The following is a 16594-nucleotide window of genomic DNA, read 5'->3' on the forward strand; positions in this document are numbered from 1 at the left end:
TCTTTCAAGGAGTGGGAAGTGCGGCGCGGGCCGGCCTCGTTACGTGTTCTTCCTCCCGGCGAAGCCGGAAAGAAGAACTACGCCTTAGCGGAAATCGTTGCCGAGATCGTAGTCATCCATGGCGATGGCGTGGAACTCCGGGCTCAGGCCCGGCTCCAGACCTTCGTAGTCCATGCCGGTGGAGAAGGCGGACTGCCCGGTGAACAGCGAAGCCTTCGCTGCCTCGGTCGGTTCCACATTCACCTGGGTGTAGCGGTCCAGGCCGGTACCGGCCGGGATGAGCTTACCGATGATGACGTTTTCCTTCAGGCCGAGCAATGGATCGGACTTGCCTTCCATTGCGGCCTGGGTCAGGACACGCGTGGTCTCCTGGAAGGACGCGGCCGAGAGCCAGGAATCGGTGGCCAAGGAAGCCTTGGTGATACCCATCAGCTCGTCACGACCGGATGCGGGACGCTTGCCCTCGGAGACGGCCTTGCGGTTCTCCGACTGGAAGCGTGCCTTGTCCGCGAGTTCGCCCGGCAGCAGGTCGGTTTCGCCCGACTCGATGACGGTGATGCGGCGAAGCATCTGGCGAACGATGACTTCCACGTGCTTGTCGTGGATGCCCACGCCCTGGGACTGGTAGACCTCCTGGACTTCGCGTACGAGGAACTTCTGTGCCTCACGCGGGCCAAGAACTCGCAGGACCTGCTTCGGATCGATCGCACCGGCAACCAGCTGCTGGCCAACGGTGACGGACTCGCCCTCGATAACCAACAGACGTGCACGGCGCAGCACCGGGTAGGCGATTTCTTCGTCGCCGTTGTCCGGGGTGATCACGATGCGAAGCTGCTTCTCGGAATCCTCGATGGTCACGCGACCGGCAACCTCGGAGATCGGGGCAACACCCTTGGGGGTACGTGCCTCGAAGAGCTCCTGGATACGCGGCAGACCCTGGGTGATATCTTCCGCGGAAGCAGCGCCACCGGTGTGGAAGGTACGCATGGTCAGCTGCGTGCCGGGCTCACCAATGGACTGGGCGGCAATAATGCCAACAGCCTCACCGATGTCAACGGTCTTGCCGCTTGCAAGCGAGCGACCGTAGCACAGTGCACAGGTTCCGACTGCCGACTCACAGGTCAGCACGGAGCGGACCTTGATCTCGGTGACACCGGCGTTGAACAGTTCGTCGATGAGCACGTCGCCCACGTCCGAGCCGCCCTCGGCCAGCACCTTGCCCTCTGCGTCGGTCACATCGGTGGCCAACGTACGGGTGTAGGCCGAGTTCTCGACGGTTTCGTGCATGCGCACGGTGCCGATCTCGTCCGTGTAGGCAATCGGCACGGTCAGGCCGCGGCTGGTGCCACAGTCCTGCTCACGCACGATGACATCCTGCGAGACGTCCACCAGACGACGGGTCAGGTAACCCGAGTTGGCGGTCTTCAGCGCGGTATCCGCCAGGCCCTTACGGGCACCGTGGGTCGCGATGAAGTACTCGAGAACCGACAGGCCTTCACGGTATGAAGACTTGATCGGACGCGGGATGATCTCACCCTTGGGGTTGGACACCAGGCCACGGATACCGGCAATCTGGCGCAGCTGCAGCCAGTTACCACGAGCCTTGGAGGTCACCATGCGGTTGATGGTGTTCAGCTCTTCCATGCCGGCCTGCATGGCCGCGGCAACCTCGTCGGTCGCCTTGGTCCAGATGTCGATCAGGTCCTGGCGGCGCTCCGAGTCGGCAATCAGGCCCTTGTCGTACTGCGACTGGACGCGACGTGCCTTCTCCTCGTACGGGGCAAGGATGGTGGCCTTGTCCATGTTCGAGGTGATGTCGGAGATGGCAACGGTGATGCCCGAGCGGGTGGCCCACTTGAAGCCTGCATCCTTGAGGTTGTCCAGCGTTGCCGCGGTAACAACCTTCGGGTAGCGCTCGGCCAGGTCGTTGACGATGTCCGAGAGGGCATCCTTGCCAGCGACACGCTCAACCCACGGGTAATCCGCAGGCAGGGTCTCGTTGAACAGAACCTGTCCGAGGGAGGTGTCGATGAGCGCCTCGGCGCCCTCGACCCAACCTTCCGGAGCCGGCTGGTCAGCGGACGGGACGAAGCCCGACACGCGGATCTTGACCGGTGCGTTCAGGTGCAGCTCGCCGCGGTCCATCGCCATGATCGCCTCGGCGGCCGAGGAGAACGCACGACCGGCGCCCTTCTCGTCCAGGCGCTTGGTGGTCAAGTGGTGCAGACCGATGATCATATCCTGCGAAGGAAGTGCAACCGGGCGGCCATCGGACGGCTTCAGGATGTTGTTCGAGGACAGCATCAAGATGCGTGCCTCGGCCTGGGCCTCGGGGCTCAGCGGCAGGTGAACTGCCATCTGGTCACCGTCGAAGTCGGCGTTGAACGCAGCACAAACCAGCGGGTGGAGCTGAAGGGCCTTGCCTTCAACCAGCTGCGGCTCGAACGCCTGGATGCCCAAACGGTGCAGGGTAGGTGCACGGTTCAGCAGCACCGGGTGCTCGGTGATGATCTCTTCGAGAACGTCCCAGACCTGCGGACGGTAGCGCTCGACCATGCGCTTGGCGCTCTTGATGTTCTGTGCGTGGTTGAGGTCGACCAGGCGCTTCATCACGAACGGCTTGAAGAGCTCCAGGGCCATCTGCTTGGGCAGACCACACTGGTGCAGCTTCAGCTGCGGGCCAACCACGATGACCGAACGGCCCGAGTAGTCGACGCGCTTGCCGAGGAGGTTCTGGCGGAATCGTCCCTGCTTGCCCTTGAGCATGTCGCTCAGGGACTTCAGCGGACGGTTGCCCGGACCGGTCACCGGACGGCCACGACGGCCGTTGTCGAAGAGCGAGTCCACAGCTTCCTGCAGCATGCGCTTTTCGTTGTTCACGATGATTTCCGGCGCACCGAGGTCCAACAAGCGCTTGAGGCGGTTGTTGCGGTTGATCACGCGGCGGTACAGGTCGTTGAGGTCGGAGGTCGCAAAGCGGCCACCGTCCAGCTGCACCATCGGGCGAAGCTCCGGCGGGATCACCGGAACGGCGTCCAGGACCATGCCCAACGGGGAGTTGGTGGTGGTCAGGAACGCGTTGACGACCTTGAGGCGCTTCAGGGCACGGGTCTTGCGCTGGCCCTTGCCGGTCTCGATGATTTCCCGAAGGATCTCGGCTTCCGCTTCCATGTCGAAGGACTCGAGGCGCTTCTTGATGGCTTCGGCACCCATGGAGCCTTCGAAGTACAGTCCGTAGCGTTCGCGCAGCGAACGGAACAGGCCTTCGTCACCCTCGAGGTCAGCGACCTTCAGGTTCTTGAAACGATCCCAGACCTGGTCAAGACGTTCGATATCGGCGTCGGCGCGCTTGCGCACCTGGGCCATGGTCTTGTCCGCAAGGTCGCGGGTCTTCTTCTTTTCCGCTGCCTTGGCGCCGTCGGCTTCGAGGGCAGCAAGCTGGTTCTCGAGTTCGCGGGCGATGGAGGCGATGTCGGAGTCGCGGGTGTCAACCAGCTGCTTGCGTTCCAGGTCATGCTGGGCCTGGAGGTTTGGCAGCTCGGCGTGGCGGCGCTCTTCATCAACGGCGGTGACCATGTAGGCCGCGAAGTAGATGATCTTCTCAAGATCCTTCGGGGCCAGGTCAAGCAGGTAGCCCAAGCGCGAGGGAACGCCCTTGAAGTACCAGATGTGGGTCACCGGAGCGGCGAGCTCGATGTGGCCCATGCGTTCGCGGCGGACCTTGGCGCGGGTGACTTCGACGCCACAGCGTTCGCAAATGATGCCCTTGAAACGCACGCGCTTGTACTTGCCGCAGTTGCACTCCCAGTCACGGGTGGGACCGAAGATCTTTTCGCAGAAAAGACCGTCCTTTTCCGGCTTGAGGGTGCGGTAGTTGATGGTTTCGGGCTTCTTTACCTCGCCGTAGCTCCACCCGCGGATCTCTTCCGCAGTTGCCAGGCCGATGCGCATGAGGCCGAATGAGGATTCGCTGGACATATGGTCCTTATCTCTCTTCTAAGTTCTCTGAAGTCTAATGTGGTGAGGTGTTCGCCCAACTTGTTGGTTGGGCGCTCACCGTGGGTCTGAAAGAGTTTCAGTCCTTGCAAGCTGGTCCGCTGTTCCCGGGAGAGCGGGGGGACGCATTGCTGCGTGCCCCACCGCCGTACCCGGGAACAAAGGCCCACTTGGCGCGAACTAAACTTCTTCGACGGAGTTCGGTTCCGACCGGGAAAGGTCGATGCCGAGTTCTTCCGCGGCCCGGAAGACTTCTTCATCCGAGTCTCGCATTTCGATGGTTTGGCCGTCGGTTCCAAGGACCTCGACGTTCAAGCACAACGACTGCATTTCCTTGATCAGGACCTTGAACGATTCCGGAACGCCGGGCTCCGGGATGTTCTCGCCCTTGACGATCGCCTCGTAGACCTTCACGCGACCGTGGATGTCATCGGACTTGATCGTGAGCAGTTCCTGCAAGGTGTATGCGGCACCGTAGGCCTCCAGGGCCCACACTTCCATCTCACCAAAGCGCTGGCCACCGAACTGTGCCTTACCACCCAGCGGCTGCTGGGTGATCATGGAGTACGGGCCGGTGGAGCGGGCGTGGATCTTGTCGTCCACCAGGTGGTGGAGCTTCAGGATGTACATGTAGCCCACGGAGACCGGATCCGGGAACGGCTCGCCGGAGCGGCCGTCAAACAGACGGGTCTTGCCGGAGTTGCCGATCAGGCGCACGCCGTCGCGGGTCACCGCAGTGTGGTCGAGCAGCCCGCGGATTTCGTCCTCCGACGCACCGTCGAAGACGGGGCTGGAAACCTTGGTGGATCCCATTTCACGCGGGAGGGCCGGCAGGTTCTTGACCCACTCCGGCTCGCCCTCGATCTTCCAGCCCTGCTTCGCGGCCCAGGCCAGGTGGATTTCCAGGACCTGTCCGACGTTCATTCGGCCCGGAACACCCAGCGGGTTCAGGACGATGTCGACGGCGGTTCCGTCTTCCAGGAACGGCATGTCCTCGATCGGCAGGATCTTGGAGATGACGCCCTTGTTGCCGTGGCGGCCGGCGAGCTTGTCGCCGTTGGTGATCTTGCGCTTCTGGGCCACGTAAACGCGGACCAGCTGGTTGACGCCCGGGGGCAGGTCGTCGTCGTTGTCGCGATCGAAGATGCGAACACCGATGACAACACCGGACTCGCCGTGCGGCACCTTCAAGGAGGTGTCGCGCACTTCGCGGGACTTCTCACCGAAGATGGCGCGCAGCAGGCGCTCTTCCGGGGTCAGCTCGGTCTCGCCCTTGGGCGTGACACGGCCAACGAGGATGTCGCCTGCTTCAACCTCTGCACCGATGTGGATGATGCCGCGCTCGTCGAGCTGCGCCAGGATCTCCTCGGAGACGTTCGGGATGTCGCGGGTGATTTCCTCGGCACCGAGCTTGGTGTCGCGGGCATCGACTTCGTGCTCCTCGATGTGGATCGAGGTCAGCACATCGTCGGAGACCATGCGCTGGGAGAGGATGATTGCATCCTCGAAGTTGTGGCCTTCCCAGGACATGAACGCCACGAGGAGGTTCTTGCCCAGGGCAAGCTCGCCCTTGTCGGTGGACGGGCCGTCGGCGATGATCGAGTTGTAGTCAACCCGGTCGCCCTCGGAAACCATCACGCGCTGGTTGTATGCATTGCCCTGGTTGGAGCGTGCAAACTTCATGATCGGGTAGGCCGTCTCGGTGCCGTCGTCGTTCATGACGGTGACCAGGTCGGCCGAGACCTCGGAGACCACGCCGCCGGTGGAGGCAACGACGGAGTCGCCGGCATCCACTGCTGCGAACTTCTCCATGCCGGTGCCCACGAGCGGGGACTCGGAAGCCAGCAGCGGCACAGCCTGGCGCTGCATGTTGGCACCCATGAGTGCGCGGTTGGCATCGTCGTGCTCGAGGAACGGAATCAGGGCGGTTGCCACGGACACCATCTGGCGCGGGGAAACGTCCATGTATGCGATCTCGGACGGCTCGACGATGACAGGCTCGCCGCCACCGCCCTTTTCACGGACCAGGACGCCGTCTTCGATGAAGTGGCCGTCCTCGCTCAGCGGCGCGTTGGCCTGTGCGATGAAGTGGTCCAGCTCGTCGTCCGCGGTCAGGTAATCGATCTGGCCGGTGACCTGGCCGTTGACGACCTGGCGGTACGGGGTTTCGATGAAGCCGAAGGCGTTGATGCGGCCGTAGGTTGCCAACGAACCAATCAGGCCGATGTTCGGGCCTTCAGGGGTTTCAATCGGGCACATGCGTCCGTAGTGGGACGGGTGAACGTCTCGAACTTCCATGCCTGCACGGTCACGGGACAGGCCACCCGGGCCCAGCGCGGAAAGACGACGCTTGTGCGTCAAACCGGCCAGCGGGTTGTTCTGGTCCATGAACTGCGAGAGCTGGGAGGTTCCGAAGAACTCCTTGATGGCTGCAACAACCGGGCGGATGTTGATCAGCGTCTGCGGGGTGATTGCTTCGACGTCCTGGGTGGTCATGCGCTCGCGCACAACACGCTCCATGCGGGAAAGACCCGTGCGGACCTGGTTCTCGATCAATTCGCCCACGGCGCGGATGCGACGGTTGCCGAAGTGGTCGATGTCATCGATGCTGACGGTGAGGTCGACAGGCTTGCCATCGCGGATGCCCGGGGTGGTCTTCTCGCCTGCGTGCAGGGCAACCAGGAACTTGATCATTGCGACGATGTCGTCGATGTTCAGTACCGATGCGTCCGGGGAGTTCAGCGGGGTGTCGACACCGAGCTTGCGGTTGATCTTGTAACGACCAACCTTGGCCAGGTCGTAGCGCTTCGCCTCGAAGTAGAGGTTCTTCAGCAACGCCTGTGCGGCATCGACCGTCGGCGGCTCGCCCGGGCGAAGCTTGCGGTAGATATCCAGGAGTGCTTCTTCCTGGGTATCGGTGGTGTCCTTCTCCAGGGTGGCGCGGATCGAGTCGTACTGACCGAATTCCTCGAGGATGCGACCTTCGGTCCAGCCAAGCGCCTTGAGCAGGACGGTGACCGACTGCTTGCGCTTGCGGTCGAGGCGTACGCCGACCTGGTCGCGCTTGTCGATTTCGAGCTCGAACCAAGCACCACGCGACGGGATGATCTTCGCGGTGAAGATGTCCTTGTCACTGGTCTTGTCGGGGGTGCGCTCGAAGTAGGCTCCCGGGGAACGCACGAGCTGGGACACCACGACACGCTCGGTGCCGTTGATGATGAAGGTGCCCTTGTCGGTCATCAGCGGGAAGTCGCCCATGAACACGGTCTGCTGCTTGATTTCGCCCGTGTTGTTGTTCATGAACTCGGCCTTGACGTACAGCGGAGCCGCGTATGTTGCGTCGCGGTCCTTGCACTCGGCCATCGTGTACTTGGGATCAGCGAACTCCGGCTCCGAGAAGCTCAGGGACATGGTCTCCTGGAAGTCTTCAATCGGGGAGATCTCTTCGAAGATCTCGGCCAGGCCGGAGACGTTGGCTACACTGGTGTCACCAATGGTCTGGGCGTATGCCAGACGGTTCTTCCAGCGCTCGTTGCCGATGAGCCAGTCGAAGCTCTCGGTCTGAAGTGCCAAGAGGTTCGGGACGTCAAGTGGTTCGTGAATCTTTGCAAAAGAAAGTCGGCCAGCATATTCCGCGCTGCGGGCCGAACTAGCGGTTTGGTTGTTAGAGGTGCTCGAGGCGACCAAGATGGATCCTTCCACAGACCGTCAGGTTTCCGGCGTCGTCTCTCTGTGAACAGTTTCACTGTTTACAGCACCGCTGAGCAGGCCCACCGCTATATGAAGGCCGGAGATGAAAAGAGAAGACGCAAATCTCCACGCTACACCATGCGACCTACCATGTCCATCGGCCTGCTTGCAACCCGGCACCCCAGCGGCCGATTTCGATGAGATTTCCATCACTGTTGGCACGAAGCCCTGTGGCCCAAACCACAGCGCGCTAGCCTAGAGGTAGCAGTTGTTTCACCGCAACCCCCGAAAGCGAGATCCACCGTCATGTCCTCACCACGAGATGCAGTCATAGTCGCCGGAGCGCGCACCCCCTTCGGCCGCCTCAATGGCCAGCTCTCCACCCTCAGTGCCGTTGACCTAGGTGCCGCCGCCATCCGCGGGGCATTGGAACGCTCGGGTGTCGCGGTCGGAGACGTGCAGGCTGTCATCATGGGGCATGTGGTCCAGGCCGGTTGCGGCCAGAACCCGGCCCGCCAGAGCTCGATCGCGGCCGGGATCGGCTGGGACGTCAATGCCACCACGCTGAACAAGGTCTGCCTGTCCGGACTTGCAGCCGTCACCGATGCGGCGCGGCTGATTCGCGTGGGCGACGCGGATGTCGTGGTCGCCGGCGGCCAGGAATCCATGTCGCAGGCCCCGCACCTGCTGCCCGGTTCGCGCCAGGGCTGGACCTACGGGAACATCACCGCAATCGACTCGGTCGCCAACGACGGGCTAACCGACGCCTTCGACGGGAACTCCATGGGGGTAAGCACCGAAACCAAGAACACCGCGCTGGGCCTGACACGGACCCAACAGGACGAAGTTGCCGCGGCATCGCACCAGCGGGCCGCAGCGGCCGTCGAATCGGGCGTCTTTGCCGAGGAGATCGTCCCGCTCAGCATCCCGCAGCGCAAGGGCGATGCCTTGGTCGTCGACACCGATGAGGGCATCCGGTCGAGCACGACCGTCGAAACCTTGGCCGGGTTGCGCCCGGCCTTCGCCCAGGACGGCAGCATTACCGCCGGCAACTCCTCTCCCTTGTCGGACGGGGCCGCAGCGGTCATCGTCACTTCGCGCGCATACGCCGATTCCCACAACATGGTGGTCTTGGCGACCATCGGGGCGGCCGGCCAGGTCGCCGGCCCCGACAACTCGTTGCACTCCCAGCCGTCGCACTCGATTGCCGCCGCCCTGGAGACCCAGGGCTGGACAACCTCGGACCTTGATTTCATTGAGATCAACGAGGCCTTCGGTGCCGTGGCCTGCCAGTCGCTGAAGGAACTGGACTACCCGCTGGCAAAGACCAACATCCACGGCGGTGCGATTGCGCTCGGCCACCCGATCGGTGCGTCCGGTGCCCGCTTGGCCCTGACCGCGGCCCTGGAACTCAAGCGCCGCGGCTCCGGCAAGACCGCCGTCAGCCTGTGCGGCGGCGGCGGCCAGGGCGATGCCCTGCTGCTGAGCCGAGAGGCCTAGGCAAGATGTCGGATCAGCTGCCGGCAGGTGTGGAACGGATGATGCATGACGCATCGGCACGTGGACTCGATGTCGAAGTCGTTTCCCGCCCACCGGCCGGCAGCCTGGCCGAGGCAGCCGGCCTCCTGGGAATCCAGCCGCGCGAGATCATCAAGTCGCTGGTGGTCAAGCACAAGGACGGGTCGTTCTTCTTTGCCCTGATTCCGGGCGACAGGGTGATTTCCTGGCCCAAGCTGCGTTCCTTGCTTGGCGTGAACAAGTTGTCCCTGCCGCACTCCGAAGTGGCCTTCGCTGCCACGGGATACGAGCGCGGCACCATCACCCCGCTGGGTTCTCGCACGCCGTGGCCTGTCTACGCGGATTTCGGCATCGAACAGGGACGCATCTGCATCGGTGCCGGCGCCCATGGGCACTCGGCGTTCGTGGATTCGGCGGACCTGGTCGCGGCACTTGATGCCACGGTGGCCGACATCAGCGATCCCGAGCCGCAGCCTCGACCTTCTTCGTGAGCCCGAGCCGGCTACCCAGGTAGTCCAGGGACCTGGTGGTCGCGGCGGCCAGTGGTTTGGCCAGCGGGCGTTCAATGAATCTCTGGACCAGGTATGCGGAACCGAACACTATGCCAAGGACCAGGAACAGCGTCAGGTATTGACCCAGCACCGGGTTGAGGTGCTCGATCAGCCACCAACCCCATACCTGGTGCAAGAGGTAGACCGGATAGGTCAGCGCACCCAACGTGGCCAGGAATTTCCATTGCACGTTGCGCAGGGGCGTGAGCGACAGCAGGATCACTGCGGCAAAAAGCCCGGCAATGATCAGCCAATAGTGCCAGGCGGGGATGACATAGCCGACCAGTTCCAGGGCCTCGGCGGGGCCCTTCACGCCCGTGAAGAACGCGGCGAGGATGACATTGAGCGCCAGCAGGGACCAGCGCACCGGGCTGTGCCCAAAGCGGTAGATGAGGAAGAGCATGATGCCGCCGCAAAAGAGCGGCGCATATTCACTCATCAGGAACTGTGCCGCGGTCTCGCGGTTCGCGATGTGCAGTGCCAGGCCAGTCACGGGCCATATGGCCGCCAAGATGGTCATTGTCCGAATGGTCAGCAGCCGCAGCATGATCATCGCAAGAATAAGCAGGTAGAACCGCATTTCGACCCACAAGGTCCAGTAGACCCCGTCGACGTGTCGCAGGCCCATGGCCGGGTGGAACATCGTGAGGTTGGCCAGCAGCTCCTTGATGCCCAGTCCTGCACCCATCTGGGGCCACACGTAAATCACCAGTGTTCCAGTGGCCAACACGGCGAACCAGTAGGCGGGATACAGCCGGCCGATCCGCGAACCGACGAAGCGTCCGGCACCTTTTCCGTAGGCGGAGAGCAGGATGACGAATCCGCTGATGATGAAGAACAGCTGCACACCCATGTTGCCGTATGCGGTGACCTTGGAGAGTAGCGGCCACGCGTCCCTGGCTTCATCGGTTCCCCAGAAACCGTGGTGCCACGCGGTGTAGTGAAAGAGCACCACCAGCACGGCTGCGGCGAATCGCAGTCCGTCGAGCAGTGCAAGGCGTGGGGCCCGCTTCGGAGGGGTTTCAGCTCTATGGGCAGGCTTGGTCTGGGTTGCGGCGGCCGGGGCGGTGATGGTTGCCGTGGCGTTGAACGACATGGCTGCTTCCCCCTGCCCTTGACTTAGTTCGTTATAGATCCGTTATCTACGGTATCAAAGAACATTAGTTGCAGTACCCCAAAGTTCAACAAGAGACGCATGTCACAGCAAGTCATGAGCTTATTCGCCGGAAGTTCGAGGGGTTAAAGACCTCTGGCCCGCAAAACCAAGAGGTTTTGCGGGCCAGAGGCAATGAAGCAAAGAGTTACTTGACAGTAACCGTTGCGCCGGCGGCCTCCAGGGCCTCCTTTGCCTTCTCTGCAGCTTCCTTGGTGGCAGCTTCGAGGATGGCCTTCGGAGCGGCGTCAACCATGTCCTTGGCTTCCTTCAGACCCAACGAAGTCAGGGCACGAACTTCCTTGATGACTGCGATCTTCTTTTCGCCGGCCGATTCGAGGATAACGTCGAATTCGGTCTGCTCTTCGGCTTCAGCGGCACCAGCGGCCGGGCCGGCAACTGCAACAGCAGCTGCGGAGACCTCGAAGGTCTCCTCGAAGGTCTTTACGAACTCGGAGAGCTCGATGATGGTCATTTCCTTGAAGGCTTCCAAAAGCTCTTCGGTGGACAGCTTAGCCATGGTGGGCAGCCTTTCCGTCGGCGGCACTTATGTGCCGCAAGTTACTTGAGTGAGGGGTTGAAGAAAGCTTAGGCTTCTTCGGTGGCGGCTTCGGCAGCAGGTGCCTCGGCCTCGGCAGGTGCTTCAGCAGCGCCACCGTTTGCTTCTTCGAGCTTTGCACGCAGTGCTTCGATGGTGCGGACTGCGGCGGAAGCCGGAGCCTGCAGCACACCGGCAACACGTGCCAGCTGGAACTCACGCGATTCAAGGGCTGCCAGTGCGGCAACTCCGGCTGCGTCAAGGGCCTTGCCCTCGAAGAAACCGGTCTTGATGATGAGCTGCTTGTTGTCCTTCGCAAAATCCGTGAGGCTCTTAGCGGCAGCGATTGCATCACCCTTGATGAAGGCGATTGCAGTCGGGCCAGCAAGCTGGCCTTCGAATGCTTCGATGCCGGCTTCCTTTGCTGCGATACCAGTCAAGGTGTTCTTCACTACCGCGTACTTGGTCTCCTGACCAAGTGAGCGGCGAAGCTGCTTGAGCTGCGCAACAGTAAGCCCACGGTATTCGGTCAGGACAGCGGCGGTCGACTCCTTGAAGTCGGCGGTGATTTCCTCAACTGCGGAAACCTTAGTCGGCGTTGCCATAACACTCCTTCCGGGGTATAGATCTGAAACCTGTCAATCTGGCCCGGTCAGGAGTACTGACATAAAAAACGCCCCATGCAGATGCACGGGGCGGAAAGAACGCAACAGTATTGCGGAAAATTCACTTCGTTCACCTGCGCAGGTCGTCCTTTGTGGGACTTTCGGAGTCTTGCCGCGTAAACAGCAATCCTCGACCGACGGTCTTCGGTAGTTCCAAGCCTAACAGCGGAACGCCGCCGGTTCCAAATCGAGTGCAGGGTGTTCTTTGCAACAGCGCCGGGACGGTGCCCGGATGCGGTTTGGAGGGAAAAGCGACAGGCCCCTCAGGTTCCGCAACTTGGGGGATAGCGGAAGGGAGGGGCCCGTCTGTGCAGCAATGCAACTTGGGGGAACGCATTGCTGCGGTATCACGCTCGGGGCGGGGCTTGGGGTCTCCGCCGTGGAGCGCGTGGTGACATAGTCACCGGTCGCAATCAGATCGCGACCACTTAACCTTATCAGGAATGTGGCAACCAACAACTCACTGGACCGATATTTTTTCCTGATGTCCCGCTGATCAGGCGAAAGGCAATTCCGAGGGCGGCCGGCCGAAAAACCGTGGAGTGCCGGGGTTTGCCGGGCGTAGACACATCGGCAATCGCCCGCGGCCGACATGGTTTTGCGCAGCAACGACCCGGGCATGGCCGGCCTTCCCGTGACTCGGCGGCCAGCCGCCAGGGCAAGGATTCGAACTCGTTGTCGCTGGCACTCCCCCGGCATGGTCCCGGGTTTCCGCCGGCCGGGCTCACGGAGCCGAGTGCCTGGGCCGCACCCAGGAGCGGCTGGGGACGTTCTGCGGCGTTGGTCCACGTTGCTGGTCACCAATCCGGCCTTCGTGCGCGGACGTTGCACAGGCTTGTTGATCCGGGGCCGTCCGGTGTCCATGCAGGCTCCCGGTGTCCGGCAGACAACGACATGCTCGTTAAACGGGCGGACCCGGTACCAGCACCCGTGAGGGGCTGATACCGGGTCCGCGACGTGGACGCGTACTTAGGAAGCGTCAGGCAGAACACGGGTGACGTTGGAGTCAACCGCAATGCCCGGGCCGAACGTGGTGGTCACGGTGGCCTTGGTGATGTAACGACCCTTGGAAGAGGAAGGCTTCAGACGAAGCACCTCGTCCAGGGCTGCTGCGTAGTTTTCTGCAAGCTTCTGCGCATCGAAGGAAACCTTGCCGATGATGAAGTGCAGGTTCGAGTGCTTGTCGACGCGGAAGTCGATCTTGCCACCCTTGATGTCGTTGACAGCCTTGGCGACGTCCATGGTGACGGTGCCGGTCTTCGGGTTCGGCATCAGGTTACGGGGACCCAGTACCTTGCCCAAGCGGCCAACCTTGCCCATGAGGTCAGGGGTTGCAACTGCTGCGTCGAAGTCGGTCCAGCCGCCGGCGATCTTGGCGATCAGGTCGTCCGAGCCAACGAAGTCGGCGCCGGCTGCAATTGCAGCCTCTGCCTTGTCACCGTTCGCGAACACGAGGACGCGGGCGGTCTTGCCGGTGCCGTGGGGAAGAATCACGGTGCCGCGAACCATCTGGTCTGCCTTGCGAGGGTCAACGCCCAAGCGGAAAGCAACTTCAACGGTCTCGTCGGCCTTCGAGAAGGCGATCTCCTTGGCCAGGGCAATTGCCTCGACCGGAGCGTAGAACTTGTCTTCTTCGATCTTCGCCGCGGCGGCTACGAATGCTTTACTGCGCTTTGCCATCTGCTTTTTCTCCTTATGCAGTCGTGGTCATGTTTGGGTCGCGCGCGACCCTGCCACTTGCGATGTGGTGCACCGGTTAGCTCCGGCGGGTTCCGCATCGTCTGGTTGTTTTGGGTTTGCGTTCCTGGCTGGCCAGGTACGCGGTGTAAAGGGCGTGATTAGCCTTCTACGGTGATGCCCATCGAGCGGGCGGTGCCGGCGATGATCAAGGCAGCAGCCTTGATGTCGTTGGCGTTGAGATCTTCCATCTTGGTGGTGGCGATCTCTTCAACCTGTGCCTGGGTCAGCTTGGCAACCTTGACGGTGTGCGGAGTGGCTGAACCCTTGGCAACGCCTGCGGCCTTCTTGATGAGCTCGGCGGCCGGCGGGGTCTTGGTGATGAAGGTGAAGGAACGGTCTTCGTAGACAGTGATTTCAACCGGAACCACGTTGCCGCGCTGCGACTCGGTGGCGGCGTTGTACGCCTTGCAGAATTCCATGATGTTGACGCCGTGCTGACCAAGCGCCGGGCCGATCGGAGGTGCCGGGTTGGCGGCGCCTGCCTGGATCTGCAGCTTGATGAGTCCGGTGACCTTTTTCTTGGGGGCCATGTCGGGTCCTTCTTCTTTTGCGTTGCCCCGCTGCACAGGAGCGTGCCTCGGGGGGTTGACCGCCGTGGCGCGGCGGCCGAGTCGTGCCGATTTCCCGGTAAAGCAAACCGGGAAGGCACGAAGTCTCTAATGTTACTGGATCTTGGTGACCTGGCTGAACGACAGGGTCACCGGGGTCTCGCGTTCGAAGATCGAGACCAGGACGACCATGGTCGAGGATTCCAGCTTGATCTCGCTGATCGTTGCGGGCAATGTCTCGAACGGGCCGTCGTTGACGATGACCGATTCGCCGACCTCGAAGTCGACGTGGACCTCGGTGATCGGGGCGCGGCCGGCCTTCGAGTGCTCGCCGGCTTCCTCGGTCACGATGGTGTGCTCGAGCATCGAGAAGACTTCCTCAAGACGCAGCGGGACAGGATCGTGGGCGTTTCCGACGAAGCCGGTGACACCCGGAGTGTGGCGAACCGCACCCCACGAGGCGTCGGTCAGTTCCATGCGGACCAGCACGTAGCCGGGAATGCGAACACGACGCACGATCTTGCGCGTGGTGTTCTTGATCTCGACGACTTCTTCCATCGGGACCTGGATTTCATAAATGAATTCCTCCATGCCCAGGGTCTGGATACGGGTCTCGAGGTTCACCTTGACGCGGTTTTCGTAACCTGCGTACGAGTGGATGACGTACCAGTCGCCGGGCTGGCGGCGAAGCTTGGTGCGGAATTCTTCAATGGGATCCACGGCCGGGGTTTCCTCGGCTGCTTCATCCTGCTCGGCATCCTCGGAGGCCTGCACGGCGTCCTCGGAAACCTCGGGAGCCTGCTCGGCGTCCTCGGAAACGACGGAATCGGCCGACACCTCATCGGTATCGACCTCAACTGCCTGGCCTTCGAGTTCTTCGGTGGCCTGCGGTTCGAGTTCCTGCTCGGACACTGCGGTTCCTGCTTTCTGTTACTGGTTCACCAGAAATGTGGGGCGATTGGTCCCGGGTTACTGTTCGGGCGAATTGGTGAAGATCAGAATCGATCCGTTGCCGAACACGAAGTCCAGACCGGAGATGATCAACATCATCAACACCACAAAGCCGATGACAACCAAGGTGTAGTTGACCAGCTCACTGCGGGTTGGCGTGACGACTTTCTTCAGCTCGGAAATCATCTGGCGGAAGAAGAGGGCAATGCCTGCGAAGAAGCCGGCTTTCGACGGTTTCTTGTTGTGCCCAGCGCCATGCGAATTGCTCGCAGTCGTTTCGGTCACCGATTCCTCGTTTCAGATTATCCCACTTGAAACAATCACGGTGTGCCGCAGCCGTATCGACCACAACACACCGTGACGTGAATATTCGCCGAGCAACCGTAGATGATTGCCACTGCGCAGGGCAGACAGGACTCGAACCTGCAACCTGCGGTTTTGGAGACCGCTGCGCTACCAATTGCGCCACTACCCTTCGAGCATCAAGCCCGCGGACCCTCAAATCCTTCTCGGACTTGGTGATCCAGATGTTTTCCAACACCGAGGATCAAGTCTACGCAAAGAATGTGCCGATTGTCGAACCGGGGGCCCCGTAGGCGTTTTCCAGCCGACATTTGCCCCGGAAACGTCCTGCTAGGTTGGTTGCATGTTCCCCATTACAGCCGGGCGCCCGCGCCCCGGTTCCGCCACCGCCTTGGTCTTGTTGGTTTTTGCCGGCGGTTCGGTGCTTGATTCCATCCTGCGCGCAACCTCGCGGTACTCGCCGGCAGCCGGAATGCTGCCGCAGATGCTGCTCGCCGTTGTACCGATGTTCATCGCCATTGGCGTCTGGATCTGCCTGCGCGGCCAAAAGGGGCTTTCCGGGAGCCTCCTCCTGCAATTGCTGCTGGCCATCGGGGTCGGGGTCCTGACCATGGGCTCGGCGCTTCCGCTGTCCTGGTATCTCGGCATCGGCCTGGTGCTCTGGGCGATGCGTCTGGGCCGTAGCCTGCTGATGTGGGTGGGCACCAGTCTCCTGGTGCTGGCGGGAGGGGCCCAATTCGGAATGATCGAATTTTCCGGGGTGCTGTTCCTGCCCTTCACCCTCACCCCTCCGCTGTTCCTCGGTGCTGCCGCCTACTACCAGTGGCACCAGGTGCGCCACAGCCAGCTGGAGACGGACAGCGACGCGGAGCAGTCCGCACAGCTGCATCGGAATCGCTACGGCCGCGAGCCGGGCCACTAGGTCCCGAACCCTTCCGGGA

Annotated in this window: 12 protein-coding genes and 1 tRNA gene; 3 read left to right on the forward strand and 10 right to left on the reverse strand. The window is 62.0% G+C overall.

The annotated features are described in order from the left end of the window. Positions 1 to 84 precede the first annotated feature (84 nt). Together DQ353_RS08035 and rpoB are read right to left on the reverse strand one after the other, a co-directional pair. Complete coding sequence (locus DQ353_RS08035; protein ID WP_113762246.1) at positions 85 to 3978, reverse strand: DNA-directed RNA polymerase subunit beta'; 3894 nt, start codon at positions 3976 to 3978, stop codon at positions 85 to 87. A 198-nt stretch (positions 3979 to 4176) separates the two neighbouring features. Then, a complete protein-coding gene (gene rpoB, locus DQ353_RS08040) occupies positions 4177 to 7683 on the reverse strand; it encodes a DNA-directed RNA polymerase subunit beta (protein WP_113762327.1) in 3507 nt (1168 codons plus the stop codon). 309 nt (positions 7684 to 7992) lie between these two features. Here rpoB and DQ353_RS08045 point away from each other — a divergent pair, with 309 nt between their 5' ends. Next, entirely contained in the window at positions 7993 to 9186 is a 1194-nt protein-coding gene (locus tag DQ353_RS08045) for an acetyl-CoA C-acetyltransferase (protein ID WP_113762247.1), read from the forward strand. Positions 9187 to 9191: 5 nt separating this feature from the next. After that, positions 9192 to 9695 (forward strand): aminoacyl-tRNA deacylase, encoded by a 504-nt coding sequence (locus tag DQ353_RS08050; RefSeq protein ID WP_113762248.1) that lies wholly within the window; start codon positions 9192 to 9194, stop codon positions 9693 to 9695. Here the strand turns inward: DQ353_RS08050 and DQ353_RS08055 are convergent. From DQ353_RS08055 to DQ353_RS08090, 8 genes are all read right to left on the reverse strand, one after another. Next, positions 9658 to 10851, reverse strand: a complete 1194-nt coding sequence (locus tag DQ353_RS08055; RefSeq protein WP_113762249.1) for an acyltransferase family protein — start codon at positions 10849 to 10851, stop codon at positions 9658 to 9660. The two genes, DQ353_RS08050 and DQ353_RS08055, sit on opposite strands and share 38 nt — an antisense overlap. Before the next feature lie 205 nt (positions 10852 to 11056). Beyond that, positions 11057 to 11428 (reverse strand): 50S ribosomal protein L7/L12, encoded by a 372-nt coding sequence (gene rplL / locus DQ353_RS08060; protein WP_071212923.1) that lies wholly within the window; start codon positions 11426 to 11428, stop codon positions 11057 to 11059. A gap of 68 nt (positions 11429 to 11496) precedes the next feature. Next, the gene (gene rplJ / locus DQ353_RS08065; RefSeq protein WP_007271013.1) at positions 11497 to 12051 is read right to left on the reverse strand and encodes a 50S ribosomal protein L10; all 555 of its coding nucleotides are present in this window, start codon (positions 12049 to 12051) and stop codon (positions 11497 to 11499) included. A gap of 1029 nt (positions 12052 to 13080) precedes the next feature. Beyond that, positions 13081 to 13791, reverse strand: a complete 711-nt coding sequence (gene rplA / locus DQ353_RS08070; RefSeq protein ID WP_113762250.1) for a 50S ribosomal protein L1 — start codon at positions 13789 to 13791, stop codon at positions 13081 to 13083. 158 nt (positions 13792 to 13949) lie between these two features. Next, positions 13950 to 14381, reverse strand: coding sequence for a 50S ribosomal protein L11 (gene rplK / locus DQ353_RS08075; RefSeq protein ID WP_071212921.1), 432 nt, complete (start codon positions 14379 to 14381; stop codon positions 13950 to 13952). 132 nt (positions 14382 to 14513) lie between these two features. Further along, on the reverse strand, positions 14514 to 15311 hold the full coding sequence (gene nusG, locus DQ353_RS08080; protein ID WP_113762251.1) for a transcription termination/antitermination protein NusG: 798 nt from the start codon (positions 15309 to 15311) through the stop codon (positions 14514 to 14516). A gap of 57 nt (positions 15312 to 15368) precedes the next feature. After that, positions 15369 to 15635, reverse strand: a complete 267-nt coding sequence (gene secE, locus DQ353_RS08085; protein WP_113762252.1) for a preprotein translocase subunit SecE — start codon at positions 15633 to 15635, stop codon at positions 15369 to 15371. A 117-nt stretch (positions 15636 to 15752) separates the two neighbouring features. Beyond that, positions 15753 to 15825: transfer RNA gene (locus DQ353_RS08090), tRNA-Trp, on the reverse strand. Between the two features lie 171 nt (positions 15826 to 15996). On the opposite strand from DQ353_RS08090, the gene DQ353_RS08095 reads away from it, so the two are divergent. Then, entirely contained in the window at positions 15997 to 16575 is a 579-nt protein-coding gene (locus tag DQ353_RS08095) for a hypothetical protein (RefSeq protein ID WP_113762253.1), read from the forward strand. The last annotated feature ends 19 nt before the right edge of the window (positions 16576 to 16594 follow it).

Origin of the sequence: Arthrobacter sp. AQ5-05, assembly GCF_003287975.1 — a bacterium.
In the GTDB taxonomy this organism is placed as follows: domain Bacteria; phylum Actinomycetota; class Actinomycetes; order Actinomycetales; family Micrococcaceae; genus Paeniglutamicibacter.

Excerpts from the sequence above, each read along its gene's own strand:
- DQ353_RS08045 (WP_113762247.1), top strand. The coding sequence starts at position 7,993 with ATGTCCTCACCACGAGATGCAGTCATAGTCGCCGGAGCGCGCACCCCC.
- rplA (WP_113762250.1), bottom strand. The coding sequence starts at position 13,791 with ATGGCAAAGCGCAGTAAAGCATTCGTAGCCGCCGCGGCGAAGATCGAA.
- rplL (WP_071212923.1), bottom strand. The coding sequence starts at position 11,428 with ATGGCTAAGCTGTCCACCGAAGAGCTTTTGGAAGCCTTCAAGGAAATG.
- DQ353_RS08050 (WP_113762248.1), top strand. The coding sequence starts at position 9,192 with ATGTCGGATCAGCTGCCGGCAGGTGTGGAACGGATGATGCATGACGCA.
- rplJ (WP_007271013.1), bottom strand. The coding sequence starts at position 12,051 with ATGGCAACGCCGACTAAGGTTTCCGCAGTTGAGGAAATCACCGCCGAC.
- DQ353_RS08095 (WP_113762253.1), top strand. The coding sequence starts at position 15,997 with ATGTTCCCCATTACAGCCGGGCGCCCGCGCCCCGGTTCCGCCACCGCC.
- DQ353_RS08055 (WP_113762249.1), bottom strand. The coding sequence starts at position 10,851 with ATGTCGTTCAACGCCACGGCAACCATCACCGCCCCGGCCGCCGCAACC.
- DQ353_RS08035 (WP_113762246.1), bottom strand. The coding sequence starts at position 3,978 with ATGTCCAGCGAATCCTCATTCGGCCTCATGCGCATCGGCCTGGCAACT.
- rplK (WP_071212921.1), bottom strand. The coding sequence starts at position 14,381 with ATGGCCCCCAAGAAAAAGGTCACCGGACTCATCAAGCTGCAGATCCAG.